Consider the following 13997-nt stretch of genomic DNA (forward strand, 5'->3'; position numbering starts at 1 on the left):
TGTTGTCCCCCACCTCAAGGCATGTTCCCAAGCATTACTCACCCGTCCGCCGCTCGTCAGCAGATAGCAAGCTATCTCTGTTACCGCTCGACTTGCATGTGTTAGGCCTGCCGCCAGCGTTCAATCTGAGCCATGATCAAACTCTTCAATTAAAAGTTTTATGTCTTTCGACAGCTCAATGAATTCTGAATTTATTTAATATCTTTCGATATTGAATTGACTGTGCTGAATAATTACCGAAGTAACTATTCTGTTGGTCACTCAGTTTAAATTGAGACTCTAAATTTGTTTGCCTCGTTACTTGCTCAATAAAGAACGAAGTAGCTTGGCTGTTAGAACTCAATCTGTACGAGTGCCCACACAGATGATTGCTTTATATTGTTAAAGAACGTTGCGATTAAAGCGTTTAACTTTATCTCGCTAGGGCTACGCATACTACGCTTTCCTATTTTTTTGTCAACACTTAATTTTGTTAAACTTGAAAGTTTTCGAAACTAAGTTTTACTCAACTCACTGAGTAGCTCGTGCCTCGCTATGCGTTGGCGTTCCCCGTCTCAGTGGGGTCGCATTATAGGGAGATCCGAAAACAGATCAACCCTTTTTTGAAGAAAACTTGAAATAAATGACTGTTCGCTGGATATTTGAACGATAGATACTAAAAACACAACATAACTATCAATTTATTAACAATAAACGCGGTATTTAAGCGTTTAACTGTGAGGTAGCTCTTAAATGTGTGAAAGAATGATCACCAATAGGAGAGTAACCGCTGCAGATCTTATATCTTTAGCTTGATCCGATGGAACATCAATCTCTGTACTTATACGATCTGCTAATGCTTTTATGGCTATAATTGAATTTAATCACTCGACTATGAGAATTAACTCGCTTTAACTATTCGTGCGAGTTCTGCTAAATTTTAAACAAAATAAAGCCCCGCTTTTGCGAGGCTCTTACTTATGCTACACCGTATTGATCTCGGTATGCTTTTACTGCCGCTAAATGCTCATCCATGGTTCCTTGATTCTCAAGGTAACTGATTAGATCAGCCAATTTAACAATAGAAGTTACTTGAGTATTAAAGTCACGCTCTACTTCTTGTATAGCTGAAAGCTCGGCTTTACCTTTTTCTTGGCGATCAAGTGCGATTAAAACACCACTTAAATCTGCGCCATTGTCAGCAATAATTTCCATAGATTCGCGAATTGCAGTACCTGCAGTGATCACATCATCAACTAACATGATCTTACCTTTAAGATCCGAACCTACTAAGCTGCCACCTTCACCGTGTGCTTTTTTCTCTTTACGGTTAAAGCAGTAAGGCACATCTTTGTTGTAATGATCAGCTAACGCAACTGCGGTAGTTGTTGCAATTGGAATACCTTTATAAGCTGGGCCAAATAATACATCGTATTCAATTGCCGCATCTTCAAGCGCTGCAGCATAAAAGCGACCTAAGCGAGCAAGATCACGACCGGTATTAAACAAACCAGCATTAAAAAAGTATGGACTTGTACGGCCAGATTTTAAGGTAAATTCACCAAACTTTAATACCTGCTTTTCTAAGGCAAATTCAATAAACTCTTTTTGATATTCTTTCATCGCCGATTACCTATTTATGCTAGTGCTTGTTTTTGTACATCTATAATTTCACGAATTGAGTGCTTAGCGAGTGTAAGTAACTCATCAAGTTCATCAAACGAGAAAGGCTCGCCTTCAGCTGTCCCTTGTACTTCAATAATTTTACCTGTTTCAGTTAAAATTACATTCATATCGGTTTCAGCGTCAGAGTCTTCAAGGTATTCTAAATCGCTAATCGCTTGGCCTTTATATATGCCAACTGAAATAGCCGCGATCATATGTTTAAGTGGGTTTGAATTAATCATCCCTTTTGCACGCATGTAAGTAAGTGCATCAACTAATGCAACACATGCACCACTAATTGATGCTGTACGTGTGCCGCCATCGGCTTGAATTACATCACAATCGATAGTGATCGTGTTTTCGCCTAACGCTTTTAAATCGATTGCGGCACGTAAAGAACGAGCGATTAAACGTTGAATTTCCATAGTACGACCGCCCTGCTTACCACGCGTTGCTTCACGATTATTACGTGTGTGTGTTGCACGCGGTAACATGCCATATTCTGCGTTAACCCAACCTTTGCCTTGGCCTTTCATAAAGCGTGGCACACCAGCTTCAACTGTCGCAGTACAAAGTACTTTAGTGTTACCAAACTCTACTAATACTGAACCTTCAGCATGTAACGTGTAGTTACGCGTAAACGTAACCGGTCTAATTTGATTAGGTGTTCTTTCGCTTGGACGCATTGACGATCCCCTTAATTCTGAATTTGCCACATTATATGTGGATGTGAATACAGATGCCATGTTGATTTATATTTAAGTGTGTTTAAAAAGTATGCAGCAGGTTAAATTTTCTTTAGAGCTTAAGCAGTGTTACGGTATAATCATTACACTATTGTATTTAAAAATGTAGGAAATCATCCATGATCCACAGTATGACAGCTTATGCGCGTCGCGAAATTAAAGGCGAATGGGGCACTGGCACGTGGGAGGTTCGTTCAGTGAACCAACGTTACCTTGAAACATTTATTCGTGCACCAGAGCAATTTCGTGGCATGGAGCCCGTTATTCGCGAGCGTCTGCGTAAGCACTTACAGCGTGGTAAGGTAGAAGTCTTCTTAAAATTTGTCGCAAATCCCGCGCATGTTGGTGAATTATCAATTAATCAGTCGCTGGCGGAGCAGTTAATTAATAGTGCTAAGTGGGTTCAGCAACAAAGCAGTGGTGACATTAACCCTGTGGATATTTTACGTTGGCCTGGTGTTATGGAAGCACAAGAAATTGATATGGATAGTGTAAATACAGCTCTTATTAGTGGTCTTGACCAAGTAATTGAAGACTTTAAATCTGCGCGTGGCGATGAAGGTGCAAACCTTGAAGAAATGATAACTACACGATTAACCGCCATTTTAGAGCAAGTTGATATTGTTGAAGCACATATGCCAGAAATTACTAAGTGGCAACGTGAAAAGTTAGTACAAAAGCTTGAAGATTTAACAACAAATATTGATGAGTCACGCCTTGAGCAAGAACTGATTTATCTTGCACAAAAGCAAGATGTTGCCGAAGAGCTAGATCGTTTAAAGTCGCACGTTAAAGAAACACGCAAAATCCTGAGTAAAGGTGGTGCTTGTGGTCGTCGTTTAGATTTTATGATGCAAGAGTTTAATCGTGAAGCAAACACGTTAGCATCTAAATCTATCAATAGTGACATCACCAACGCAGCTGTAGAGCTAAAAGTCCTGATTGAGCAAATGCGTGAGCAGATCCAAAACATCGAATAGTTTTTTCACCCGTCCAAGAATGTCTTAGAAGCCCTGTTATTTGCTTGTAAATACAGGGCTTTTTTATTTTTCCCGTCCAAATCGGTTTGCAGATGTCCGTTACCAGTTGCTGTTTAAGTGGTGGGCAAAATGGTGGGCAAGACCTGTTTTTTTGACTCAATAAGCAAAAAGTCAAGGTATCTGGTGAGCAGATTTTTGCATCTATCTCACCACCGCCTTATGCCATCTCCACTTATCGTGCTGCTTGCAGGTTGTTCAATCACTCAACTATCGAACCAATCGATAAACAAACAGTGGTGGGCAATGGTGAGCAAATTTTAACGATTTCTTAGGAATATAGAGTAACAAACGATGGCAAAACTAACCGCAACTCAGGTGCAGTCTTATGCTCGCGCCGCAACAGCAAACAAAAAATACAGTGATGGTAACGGCTTATATTTTTGCGTAAGAAAATCTGGCATGCCGTATTGGATGCTAAGGTATACCAGCCTAAACGGACGACGAGAAGCCACGCTCGGCCAATACCCAAGTATGACCTTAGCAGAGGCTCGACTTGAATCGTCTAAAATGCAGCTACAACTTCAGCAAGGTGAAGACCCATTAGCAATCCGTGCTATTGAAACCATCCCTGAGATTCAAAATGTCAGTCAGCTGTTTCAAGACTGGTATGCCAAAGACTTAAGTCGCCGATTAAAGCACCCAAATATACCCAAACGTGTTTTTACCAAAGAAATTGCACCAGTGATTGGTCAACTTCCTATCCAAGCTGTGCGTCCAACACATGTACGCGAAGTATTAGAGCGCATTCGAGAAAGTAACCGCCCTACCATTGCCAACGATACCTTGATGTATATGAAGCAGCTGTTTCGGCATGCGATAAAGCTAGACTTAACGCTGAACAACCCAGCCGCAGCATTTACCGTAGACGATGCCGGTGGCGTGGAGTCCAGTAAAGACAGAATGCTCAGCAAAGAGGAAATTCACTACGCCTTTAGCGTGTTTCATACCCATATCAATAGCTTTGGCCGCGATAACTACCTCGCTTGCTGCCTGTTTTTGGCGCTGGGCGTGCGCAAAAGCGAACTGTGCGAAGCCATGTGGCGTGAAATAGACTTAACCACGGGCGTATGGGACCTACCCAAGGAACGTAGTAAAACTGGCGTGCCGATCAGCATTCCCTTACCGCGCCAAGCAATTGCTTGGTTTAACGAGTTGCAAATCCGCGCTTGTGGCTCGCCTTATGTTTTCCCAGCCAGACGAGCAAGCCATCGCCCACATATGGGGCCAGATACACTCAACCGTGCCATATCTAAACTCTTTGGTCGCGAGCCTGGGCGCAAAAAGCAGCCTCCCAATAAAATGGGTAAACTTGAACACTTCACCATACACGATTTACGCCGTACCTTTCGCAGCCTTGCCGCCTCTTTAGGCATTGCAGGCAACGTGGCCGAACGCTGTCTTAACCATAAGCTAAAAGGCGTTGAGGGTATCTACGACCGCCACGATTACTTTGAAGAGCGCCGTATTGCCCATCAAACCGTGGCTGATGTAGTTGAACCACTGGTGAACTTTGAGCCACATTCGCAACAGCACGCAGGAGGGCGTTAACATGCCATTTATGATGCGATTCGCTCCCATTACCTTTCCAATAGCCATGCTGGCAGGCCTTGGCTGGTGTATTGGCATTGCCCTACTCGAACAGCCTTATGGTATAGGCTACGCACTTACTCGGTATTGCCTGATGGTATTCTTGGTACTCGCTCCTTGGCTGACATTAAAACTCACGTTCTACGTGATTGTCAGCCTAGGACGCAAACTGGGGCTCATCCCGCCTGCACGCCCAACGTACAGCCTAGGTTATGAAGAATCACTCTATTGGTTCAGAGTATTAGCCTTTTTCGATGGCAAACGCAGCCGCATGCCGAAAAAGCCCATCAGGCGAAACTAGCAGCCCCCATTTACTCACTTACCGTGGGCATTTGGGACAATGGGGCAACACTTGATACCACAAGCTTTAGAGGGTGAATAAGAGGATATTAAACTGCCCCAAGGAATGGGGCAATCGGGGATGCGGTAAGAACTCCTAACCGCATCAAAAATGCCAAACTTGCAAAAGTCCCAATATGGGACTAACATCTGTTTATGAGAATTATCGCACTATCAACCTTAAAAACATTTTGGGAAGACAGCCCAGAATACATTGACGCGAAAGAGCCAACTTTAGCGTGGTATAGACATGCATTAAACGCTGATTGGGGATCACCGTCGGATGTGAAACAGGACTTTAGAAATGCCAGCATCCTCAAAGATGGGCGTGTCGTGTTTAACATTGCCGGTAATAAATACCGATTAGTCGTTTGGATCAATTATGCCTACAAGGTGGTTTACATACGGTTTATCGGCAGTCATGCACAATACGATCAAATTGATGTGCAAACGATTTAAAGCCAAGAGGTAGTAACTAGAGGTAAATATAATGGACATCAGACCTATTAAAACAGATGCCGACTACCGCGCGGCATTAAACGATATCGAAAACCTAATGATGGCGGAGCCTGATACCGTCGAAGGCGAAAAGCTGGACATTTTGGTTACGTTAGTTGAAGCCTACGAAGCAAAGCATTTCCCAATGGATTTGCCAGACCCTGTTGAGGCAATAAAGTTTGAGATGGAGCGCAAAGGCTTAACGGTTAAAGATCTTGAACCCATGATAGGTAAAAGCAATCGTGTTTATGAAATCCTAAACCATAAGCGATCACTCACGCTAAAAATGATTTGGAAACTTCATGAAGGGCTAGGTATTCCAGCAGAGTCACTGATAAAGCCACCTCAAGTTCGCGCTTCATAGCGATGCGAATCAAAATTAGTTTGTTATGAATGACGCTCGCTACCCAAACATTTCTGCTATTGATAACAGGCTAGCTGAGCTTGAAAACGAAAAGCAGCGGCTTCTCGCATTAAGAGAGGCTTTGCGTAGCGCTCAAAACGAGCGTTCAGTACAGACATTCACGCCAGAACAAAAGGTCGCCCTATTCAGACAACGATTTCGTGGACGAGAGGATATCTTTGCCAATCGTTGGCAAAATCAACAGGGCCGCAGTGGCTATTCCGTAGCCTGTGATAATGAATGGGTAAATGGGGTTTGCAACAAACCCCGCATTAAATGCCAAGACTGTTCACACCGAAAGTTTAGCGAACTAAACGAGCGCATTATTTACAGGCACCTTGCCGGTCATCAAGTGGTGGGGCTGTATCCCTTACTGAAAGATAATACGTGCTATTTGTTGGCAGCCGATTTTGACAAAGGCTGTTGGCAAGAAGAAGTCAAAGCAATGTCTAAAGCGTGTCAAGCGCTTGATATTCCACACGCGATAGAAATCTCGCGTTCTGGCAACGGGGCGCACTTATGGATCTTTTTTGAAACCAACATCCCAGCTAACCAAGCTCGGGCACTGGGTTTCGCTTTGCTTGATAAGGCCATGGAAATATTTCCAAATCTATCGTTTGACTCCTATGACAGGCTATTTCCTAACCAAGATGTCCTTCCTGAAGGCGGGTTTGGCAATCTCATTGCGCTACCACTTCAAAAGGAGGCTCGCCTTTCAGGCCGTAGCTGCTTTGTTGACAATGACCTGAATGCCATTGACGATCAATGGCGGTACCTTGCTGAGCTTAAAACGCTCACGCAATCGAGTATTGATCAACTCATAACAACCATTTCACCCAATACCCTATTACTGTCCGAACAAGGTCTAATAGACAACCGCCCTCCTTGGGAAATCACAGCCAAAGCCGCACCAATAAAATTAGAGTCTTTGCCGAAAACCGTGACCATTACCTTGGCCAACCATATCTACTTTTTGATGAGCGAGTTACCTGGGCCACTACTGGCAGGACTAAAGCGATTAGCTAGTTTTTCTAATCCTGTGTTTTTTAAAACACAAGCGTTGCGCTTTTCAACCCATGGCATTCCAAGGTTTATTTCCTGTGCTCGTATTGAAAACGATTACCTAGCACTACCGCGAGGCTGTCTCGATGACGCGATTGCTTTGCTACAAGAGCACAATATTTCACCACTGTTTGACGATAAGCGTGAAATCGGCAGACCATTATTAAAACTTACCCCCGAGTTCACTTTGCGAAAGAACCAGCGAGACGCAGTGGCCGCAATAACTAAACACGACTTCGGTATTTTGCATGCGCCGACCGCATTTGGAAAAACGGTTACTGCCATCGGCATGATCGTAAAACGCAAAGTAAATACCCTAATACTGGTTCATAGCCGACAACTGCTTGAGCAGTGGCAAGAGCGATTACGCACGTTCCTACCAGAAGTAACCATTGGCAGTATAGGCGGGGGTAAAAGAAAGCCGAGTGGCATTATCGACATTGCCACCTACCAAAGCTTGGTTAATAAAAAAGACAACTCCATCACGCCTCTCATCCAAGACTACGGCCACATTATTGTTGATGAATGCCACCATCTGTCTGCGCCAAGGTTTGAAATGGTACTCAACGAGGTAAGAGCAAAATATGTCTTAGGCCTAACAGCAACACCAGAGCGACAAGATGGCCATCAGAAGATCATTTTTATGGCGGCAGGGCCCATTCGCTATAAAGTGAAACAAAGCCCTGATGAGCAATTTACTCAAACCGTGATGATTCATCAGCTCTACGATATACCGCCAGCTGCGCTAATAAAAACAGATGAGCGCCCAAAAATAAGCGATGCCTACCGCTGGCTCGTCGATAACCAACAGCGCACGTCAAAAATCGTCTTAGACGCCTCTCAGTGTGTTCAAAATGGCGGACATCCGTTAGTCCTTACAGAGCGTAGAGAGCACGCAGAGTACATACACTCACGACTTACCGAGATGGGTATAAGCACTGTCGTACTCAAAGGCGCCATGAAAGCTGCGGAACGCAAGAACGCTGACAATCATCTTCAATCGGCTCAAGTTGTCGTCGCAACAGGAAAATATGTAGGCGAAGGATTTGACCTACCAAGACTGGATACGTTGTTTTTGGCTATGCCAATCGCATGGAAAGGTACATTGGCTCAATATGCCGGTCGTATTCATCGTGAATCGGAAGGCAAAACACAAGTCACCATTCACGACTATGTGGACTGCGCCCTCCCTATGCTGCAACGCATGTTTAAAAAACGCGAGAAAAGCTACAAGGCAATGGGGTACGCCCTTGAATACTTTGAGGGTAACAGTGACAAGCAACCTTCACTGAAGTTAGAAAACGTCCCTTCATCAAATACCAAGCAAAAATAAACAGCAGCACTTCATTAAACACTTCCCCATGCCTTTACCCCCTTACGCCAAAACCACTATCCGTTTGGCTTTTGGATCGAAACGCCAAACAGGGAAATTAGCCCATTTACTGTTTGGCGTCTCGATTGAAATCCAACGCTGGTAGGCCTTGCCAGTACTGGCTCAAAGCAAGGTTTGGCACTTTTTGCCCCCTAAACCAACCTCGGCATCAAAGTACAAACCGTTTGATTTTTTAAATCCAGAATGCAAACGATCGTTTGGCGTCTCGATTTTTTTGCACTTGGCGAACACAGCCAAACAGCACCGTATTGGACTATGTATATCAAACAGTTAGCCGCGCACAGGTCATCATAAAAAGCCGATTTGACTGGTTAGTTTGATGGCCATTTCTTTCATCTAATTCACCACCGCGTCTGCACCCGACCACTGAAAATAGACGGCATGACGAACCAACAAGGTGATAAGTGACGTGTTATGGGCAAGTGCTAACGATTTGGATAGAGAATGGATACAGCAGGTGGTCGCTTTACTGGTTGGGCATGGCGCGTTTACCCTCTATCCAGCACTAAGCCAGTGCGATAATGCCGCCGAACGTTTAACCCGCTGGTTGATCTATCAGTTACCGCGCATTAAACAAGCGCATCCAGGCTGCCCGATTCACCAATGGCTGAACAGCATTGGCGCGCAAGTGATCGTAGAAAAATGGCAAAGCCCCGAGCAATGGCCAAACCTGTATTGGCTGCCTTTACCTGAGGTTGATGGCCACGCGCAAGGCGGGTTGGTTGTGTTACCGGCATGTGCGAATGACACAAGCCAAACCAACACATTGCAAGCAAACACACCCGCCAACGCCAGTATCTTTTGGTGCATTACGCCTTTATCTAAAACAGGAAAGCGCACTACCTTGCACCCCAAACAGCAAAACCGCGCCTTTTGCCTGCCCAGTTCGCCGGAGCAAATGGGTAAATCGTGCACAGGGTTATTACTGAGTGGTTTAAGAAAAGACAACCGAAAACGAAACAGCAACGTGATCAGCCACCAGATCAACCTAGCGCTACTGCACCATCTTTGTGGGCCGGAGAATGATGTGTGGATTACTCAAGAGCTTATGGCTTAACGTTGAAAATAATCGCTAATCTTGTCACGGAATAAAGAACCAAACTTTTTATGATCGCCACTCTCAAAACGAACTCGTCCAGCCACGATACAAGGTGATATTTGAAGCTCTTTTGCTAGCTCCCTGACTTCTTCAGCGCTCGATAAACTGCTTCTGCACCAAATACTCTGTGGTATCAACGCCTCTCTAGCCATATCATCGGCTTGTTTCTCAATCTCATCAGCGCCCTGAGCATCTAAATCATCTAAGTACCAGCTTTCATTACCATCTAAGTGCAATGCAATATGTGCCATTTCATGCATTAGTGAAAACCAAAAGCTATCGAGACGATTGTGCCTTAACGTCAGCGCTATAATCGGGTTGCCATCAATACCCATGCACACAGCACCATCCAAATAAGTTTTGGGTAGATGAGGCTCAATGATTACATGAATGCCTGACTTATTTAGAAACTCAATCGCTAGTAAAGGGCCTGACTCAAGCCAAGATAGCTTGGAAATGTTCTGCATCCATTCCAAATTCACAGTACTAGCGCGATATTGACAGGGTAATTTTTGTTCAGCAGCCTTCTGCAATACTCGAATTTGCCACGCCCACAGAGCATAAGGATCTGTTTCCTTATCATTGGTACGAAGGTGAGAAGACGCTCTCAACAAGGCAGGTTGAAGATTAAAGCCTGATTTTACGGAACCGATAAAATCAGACAGAGTCTCCGCTGCATATTCCTTTAACTCTTGCAATGACCCACTGGAACTCTCAAAGTAGCCACGCTTTCGCATTTCAGCTATCGGGAAGGCTTGCCAATCAACTTCTCTTTGAATTGCGTGCTTTTGCTCTGGCAATTGAATCAAAACATCAGCTGATATACCCAACCCACTGCTTAGCTTTCGGATCATGTTCAAGCTAAGGCTACGTGTTCCATTCAATATCTCGGAAACTTTTGGAGCTGATCCAATAAAAGGAATAAGGTCTCGATTTTTTAAACCTTGTTGTTCCATTCTAAATTTTATCGCTTCTATTGGATCGGGCTTACTAATTGGAAAATGGTCTTCTTCGTACTTTTCAATTAATAATGCCAATACATCCATCTCATCAGATTCGGCTGAACCTGGCTGCGGATCCAAGTCCATTAATGACATTAATCGCATCAATGCTGACTCATGATCGTGTGCTGATTTGATTAATTTAATGTGACTCATCTTCCCCTCCTAAAAGCGTTGCTTATCATACTGAGCATGAGTACCAACCCACTCAATAACAGCAATGCCATTTTGATACCTGACTTTTACAACTAGTCTGTAATGGTTACCTTTGATATTAAATATAACTCTATTTCCGTCTAGGAAATCTGCACTGCGGTAACGGTCTTTAATATCCTGAGGAGTTTTCCAACAAGCGCTTTGAGCTTCAGAAACCCATGCCTCTAAAGCTGACTTCACATTAGCGTGTTTTTTATAAAAATCGACAAGTTTGTCTTTACCTAAGACTTGCATATCACCTCAAGGTTCCCTTGGTGGGAATTATAATTAAAGTTACCAAAAAGGGAAGTTTTCTTTTCTATATTTCACAATCACACCATTGCCGCTTCGTACACTTTTTCAACCTCGGTAAACTTAGTGACACTCTCTAGGCGAGTTAAGGTGGTGAGTTTCATCGAGTTTTTCATTGGGCGATGTGGCACGTTGGTCACTGGCGTTTGCAGTGACAGTGGTTTGCCTAACTCAAATAAATAATACAAATCAGCAGAACCTGACTTCTTACCCGCTTGATCTTCGGTAATGGCGTAGCGTGGTAACACTGTGACTCGTTTAACCGGCCAAAGTTTGTCAATTTGCTTGGTTGAACTTTGAGTGTCTGAGGTAGACGCCAACGCTAAATAGCGAATTTCCTCGGCAATATGCTGCTTAAATTTCTGCAAAAACGTGCTTTGCGGCAGGTGATACCACAGCGCTGTGCCTTGCTCAAACTGTTCAAAGTAGCCATTATCACGGCCGCGTTGTCCACCCAATGCCACTGTCATCGTCAAATCAGGGTACAGCACTTGGCGCATGCCGTAATAAGGTATGCGTGCAGCATCTTGTACGTAGAGCCTTTCCGCCATGCCAGCCACAGGATACATGGCTTCATTGTTTTGCCCTGTTTGTGCGTTCGGAGCTGTGCCAATTTGGGCTTGCAAGAACTCTAGCAACCACTGGTGGCCGGAATAACGGCTCTTAGTCTGGGTTGATTCCGTTTGACTAAGTTCGTTTTGGCTAGGCCCATTTTGGCAAGGCTCATTTTGACTAGGTAAGAGGGCAAATGCGCCAATACCCACTTCTTCTATCGCGGCTGCGTAGGGGTTGGGGGTTGTGGCTTGATCAAAAAAACCTGGGTATAAAGAAAACGCACCAAAAACTGGGCGGCTTTTTTTAGGAGATTGGCCAACGTTTCCACTTGATGGCGATTTAGAATCGTGAGGTTCTGATAAACGAATCAAAGCATCCCGATAACGGTGCATTTGGTTGATAGCATCGTCTGGTACGTAATCGGTGCTTTCAATATCTTCGCTGTTATCATCAAAGCGGTTTTTATCGGTTTTAATGCGGTACTTGGCATCAAACAGCCAAATAAACTGCTTTTCTTCTGATGAGTCTGCTTTTGTTAAATCGGCGCTTTTAGGCAGTGTCACTTCCAATACAATATCCGGCTCTTGGTTAACCAAGTACGAGCGGATTGATTGACCCTTTTTGGTAAATTTAGGCTCGTGTGCCAGCCTAGCAGTCACACCATCGCTACGCTTAAAGCGAAAGGCACCGGCAAACCCATCTTTTAGTTGGTACTCAAAAAAGTCATTTTGGGCGAGCTTAGTCGCACTATTTTCCACCAGCTCAAAGCCGAGATCCTGCTCTAAAATCTGCTTCAAACACAAAAAGCACCACACTTCATAAATCTCGGCCACTGATTTCATTGAAATGCTCGACTGATTGCCAAACACATCTAAATAAAATTTCAGCTCCTGCCAAATGCGATACACCGCGCTGTAACCGGTTTTTTGCTGTAGCACTAACGACTCACGGCTTAACCCTGTGTATGCACCAACCTCTTTTAAAAAACTCTGACCTAACACTTTTTGCAGCGGTTGTTGCCAACTATGCAGCTCATTTAAAAATGAATCTGACAACCGTTGCCGTTCTGGTGCTTGGTTACTCTGCCTAAGCTTTTGTTCAAACTCCGCTAATTGCCGCTTACTTTTACTCACCGCCATTTTGATAAAACGGTTTTCTGGGGTATCAACGCTCAGTTGCTTTTTTTCGACTGCATAGCGTTTATCGTACTGGCCATTCGCAAAGTCTTGCTTAACTTTCTCGGCTAACTTATGTGGCAGGCGGCCTTTTAATTTGGCCGCTTTGATATTGGCAACCGTCGGTTGCAAACGGCTATGTGGTGCGGCACAAATCACTTTTAAGCCTTGCTCAAAACGCGCCCGTAACGCGGCAAAATTAGCCAACCACATCAATGGAAAATGCCCGCGTTGCTGGCTGGTCGCTGCATCTTGTTCGGTTTTTTCGACCAAACTAAAGCGCCAAAGAGGGTAAACTTTGTCAATAGCTTGGTACATGGCGGGTAAGTCTTGGTGAAGTGCCATTTTGGTTGGCAGCACTTCAAAGGCTATGTGCTGAGTCTGTGTTTTGCCATTGTGCTCAAAGGTAAGTGGCAAGCGTAACCAGCCCACATCATTGCCAGTATTAATGGTGCCGGTTAAACGTGCGGGCACTACGCCCCTTGCGGTTTTTACTTCGGGAGCAAAACGAAACGCCTCATTCACGTTTTGGCTTCGGTGAGTTAGCCGCGCATTCGTTACTTCACTAAAAAAGACCCACTCAAACTGGTACTGAGTATTCTCAAAAAACAGCGGGGAATTTAATGTAAGCTCAGCGTGTTTCGCTAAGCCATTGGCAACTAGGTCATTTTCGGCCAAGTCACCTTCATCTAACGCACTTTTGGCTAAACCATCTTCAACTAGCCCTTGCGGTTCAATCGCATTGCTCAGCTGCGCCGCAGGCGCAAAACGCAATTCGTAACTAGGTTGTGCATGATTAGCGCTCGCCCTGTGCGCCATTGTATTCTGGTACACGCTCAACCGCTGGCTAATATCATTCGCCCATACCGAAAACTCAAAGTCGGGGGTTTGTAATCGTATTAACTCTGGCATTCCCTACCACTCCTTACGCCTTCGCTGTACGGGTTC

General features: G+C 44.4%; 13 protein-coding genes and 1 rRNA gene. 7 read left to right on the forward strand and 7 right to left on the reverse strand.

Annotated features, from left to right (window positions below):
* The 4 genes from ND6B_RS0119335 to rph form a co-directional block, all read right to left on the reverse strand.
* Positions 1–152, reverse strand: a 16S ribosomal RNA gene (locus ND6B_RS0119335); the annotation flags it as partial.
* A gap of 576 nt (positions 153–728) precedes the next feature.
* Positions 729–854 carry a diacylglycerol kinase gene (locus ND6B_RS20190; protein ID WP_442960096.1) on the reverse strand — a complete coding sequence of 42 codons (126 nt, stop codon included), beginning with the start codon at positions 852–854 and terminating at the stop codon, positions 729–731.
* Positions 855–957: 103 nt separating this feature from the next.
* Positions 958–1602: an orotate phosphoribosyltransferase gene (gene pyrE / locus ND6B_RS06940; protein WP_033103752.1), complete on the reverse strand. Its 645-nt coding sequence runs from the start codon at positions 1600–1602 to the stop codon at positions 958–960.
* 14 nt (positions 1603–1616) lie between these two features.
* Positions 1617–2330 carry a ribonuclease PH gene (gene rph / locus ND6B_RS06935; RefSeq protein ID WP_033103753.1) on the reverse strand — a complete coding sequence of 238 codons (714 nt, stop codon included), beginning with the start codon at positions 2328–2330 and terminating at the stop codon, positions 1617–1619.
* A gap of 179 nt (positions 2331–2509) precedes the next feature.
* On the opposite strand from rph, the gene ND6B_RS06930 reads away from it, so the two are divergent.
* From ND6B_RS06930 to ND6B_RS06900, 7 genes are all read left to right on the forward strand, one after another.
* Positions 2510–3370: a YicC/YloC family endoribonuclease gene (locus tag ND6B_RS06930; RefSeq protein WP_013466042.1), complete on the forward strand. Its 861-nt coding sequence runs from the start codon at positions 2510–2512 to the stop codon at positions 3368–3370.
* A gap of 351 nt (positions 3371–3721) precedes the next feature.
* The gene (locus tag ND6B_RS06925) at positions 3722–4978 is read left to right on the forward strand and encodes a tyrosine-type recombinase/integrase (protein ID WP_001096646.1); all 1257 of its coding nucleotides are present in this window, start codon (positions 3722–3724) and stop codon (positions 4976–4978) included.
* A 13-nt stretch (positions 4979–4991) separates the two neighbouring features.
* The gene (locus ND6B_RS06920; RefSeq protein ID WP_235420490.1) at positions 4992–5318 is read left to right on the forward strand and encodes a hypothetical protein; all 327 of its coding nucleotides are present in this window, start codon (positions 4992–4994) and stop codon (positions 5316–5318) included.
* 194 nt (positions 5319–5512) lie between these two features.
* Positions 5513–5815, forward strand: a complete 303-nt coding sequence (locus ND6B_RS06915; protein WP_001219936.1) for a type II toxin-antitoxin system HigB family toxin — start codon at positions 5513–5515, stop codon at positions 5813–5815.
* A gap of 31 nt (positions 5816–5846) precedes the next feature.
* Positions 5847–6218, forward strand: coding sequence for a helix-turn-helix domain-containing protein (locus tag ND6B_RS06910; RefSeq protein ID WP_000354815.1), 372 nt, complete (start codon positions 5847–5849; stop codon positions 6216–6218).
* Between the two features lie 25 nt (positions 6219–6243).
* A complete protein-coding gene (locus ND6B_RS06905; RefSeq protein WP_000996070.1) occupies positions 6244–8652 on the forward strand; it encodes a TOTE conflict system archaeo-eukaryotic primase domain-containing protein in 2409 nt (802 codons plus the stop codon).
* Positions 8653–9121: 469 nt separating this feature from the next.
* The gene (locus tag ND6B_RS06900) at positions 9122–9769 is read left to right on the forward strand and encodes a hypothetical protein (protein WP_001928681.1); all 648 of its coding nucleotides are present in this window, start codon (positions 9122–9124) and stop codon (positions 9767–9769) included.
* Here ND6B_RS06900 and ND6B_RS06895 read toward each other — a convergent pair.
* The 3 genes from ND6B_RS06895 to ND6B_RS06885 all read right to left on the reverse strand — a co-directional run bounded on the left by ND6B_RS06895 (position 9766) and on the right by ND6B_RS06885 (position 13961).
* Positions 9766–10968, reverse strand: a complete 1203-nt coding sequence (locus tag ND6B_RS06895; protein ID WP_000018277.1) for an ImmA/IrrE family metallo-endopeptidase — start codon at positions 10966–10968, stop codon at positions 9766–9768. The two genes, ND6B_RS06900 and ND6B_RS06895, sit on opposite strands and share 4 nt — an antisense overlap.
* Positions 10969–10977: 9 nt before the next feature.
* Complete coding sequence (locus ND6B_RS06890) at positions 10978–11262, reverse strand: type II toxin-antitoxin system HigB family toxin (RefSeq protein ID WP_001197622.1); 285 nt, start codon at positions 11260–11262, stop codon at positions 10978–10980.
* Between the two features lie 77 nt (positions 11263–11339).
* Complete coding sequence (locus ND6B_RS06885) at positions 11340–13961, reverse strand: restriction endonuclease-like protein (RefSeq protein WP_033103754.1); 2622 nt, start codon at positions 13959–13961, stop codon at positions 11340–11342.
* Positions 13962–13997 lie beyond the last annotated feature (36 nt).

It is taken from the genome of Pseudoalteromonas sp. ND6B (genome assembly GCF_000764215.1).
GTDB lineage: Bacteria > Pseudomonadota > Gammaproteobacteria > Enterobacterales > Alteromonadaceae > Pseudoalteromonas > Pseudoalteromonas tetraodonis.

Excerpts from the sequence above, each read along its gene's own strand:
- pyrE (WP_033103752.1), bottom strand. The coding sequence starts at position 1,602 with ATGAAAGAATATCAAAAAGAGTTTATTGAATTTGCCTTAGAAAAGCAG.
- rph (WP_033103753.1), bottom strand. The coding sequence starts at position 2,330 with ATGCGTCCAAGCGAAAGAACACCTAATCAAATTAGACCGGTTACGTTT.
- ND6B_RS06910 (WP_000354815.1), top strand. The coding sequence starts at position 5,847 with ATGGACATCAGACCTATTAAAACAGATGCCGACTACCGCGCGGCATTA.
- ND6B_RS06920 (WP_235420490.1), top strand. The coding sequence starts at position 4,992 with ATGCGATTCGCTCCCATTACCTTTCCAATAGCCATGCTGGCAGGCCTT.
- ND6B_RS06890 (WP_001197622.1), bottom strand. The coding sequence starts at position 11,262 with ATGCAAGTCTTAGGTAAAGACAAACTTGTCGATTTTTATAAAAAACAC.
- ND6B_RS06905 (WP_000996070.1), top strand. The coding sequence starts at position 6,244 with ATGAATGACGCTCGCTACCCAAACATTTCTGCTATTGATAACAGGCTA.
- ND6B_RS06925 (WP_001096646.1), top strand. The coding sequence starts at position 3,722 with ATGGCAAAACTAACCGCAACTCAGGTGCAGTCTTATGCTCGCGCCGCA.
- ND6B_RS06930 (WP_013466042.1), top strand. The coding sequence starts at position 2,510 with ATGATCCACAGTATGACAGCTTATGCGCGTCGCGAAATTAAAGGCGAA.
- ND6B_RS06895 (WP_000018277.1), bottom strand. The coding sequence starts at position 10,968 with ATGAGTCACATTAAATTAATCAAATCAGCACACGATCATGAGTCAGCA.
- ND6B_RS06915 (WP_001219936.1), top strand. The coding sequence starts at position 5,513 with ATGAGAATTATCGCACTATCAACCTTAAAAACATTTTGGGAAGACAGC.
- ND6B_RS06885 (WP_033103754.1), bottom strand. The coding sequence starts at position 13,961 with ATGCCAGAGTTAATACGATTACAAACCCCCGACTTTGAGTTTTCGGTA.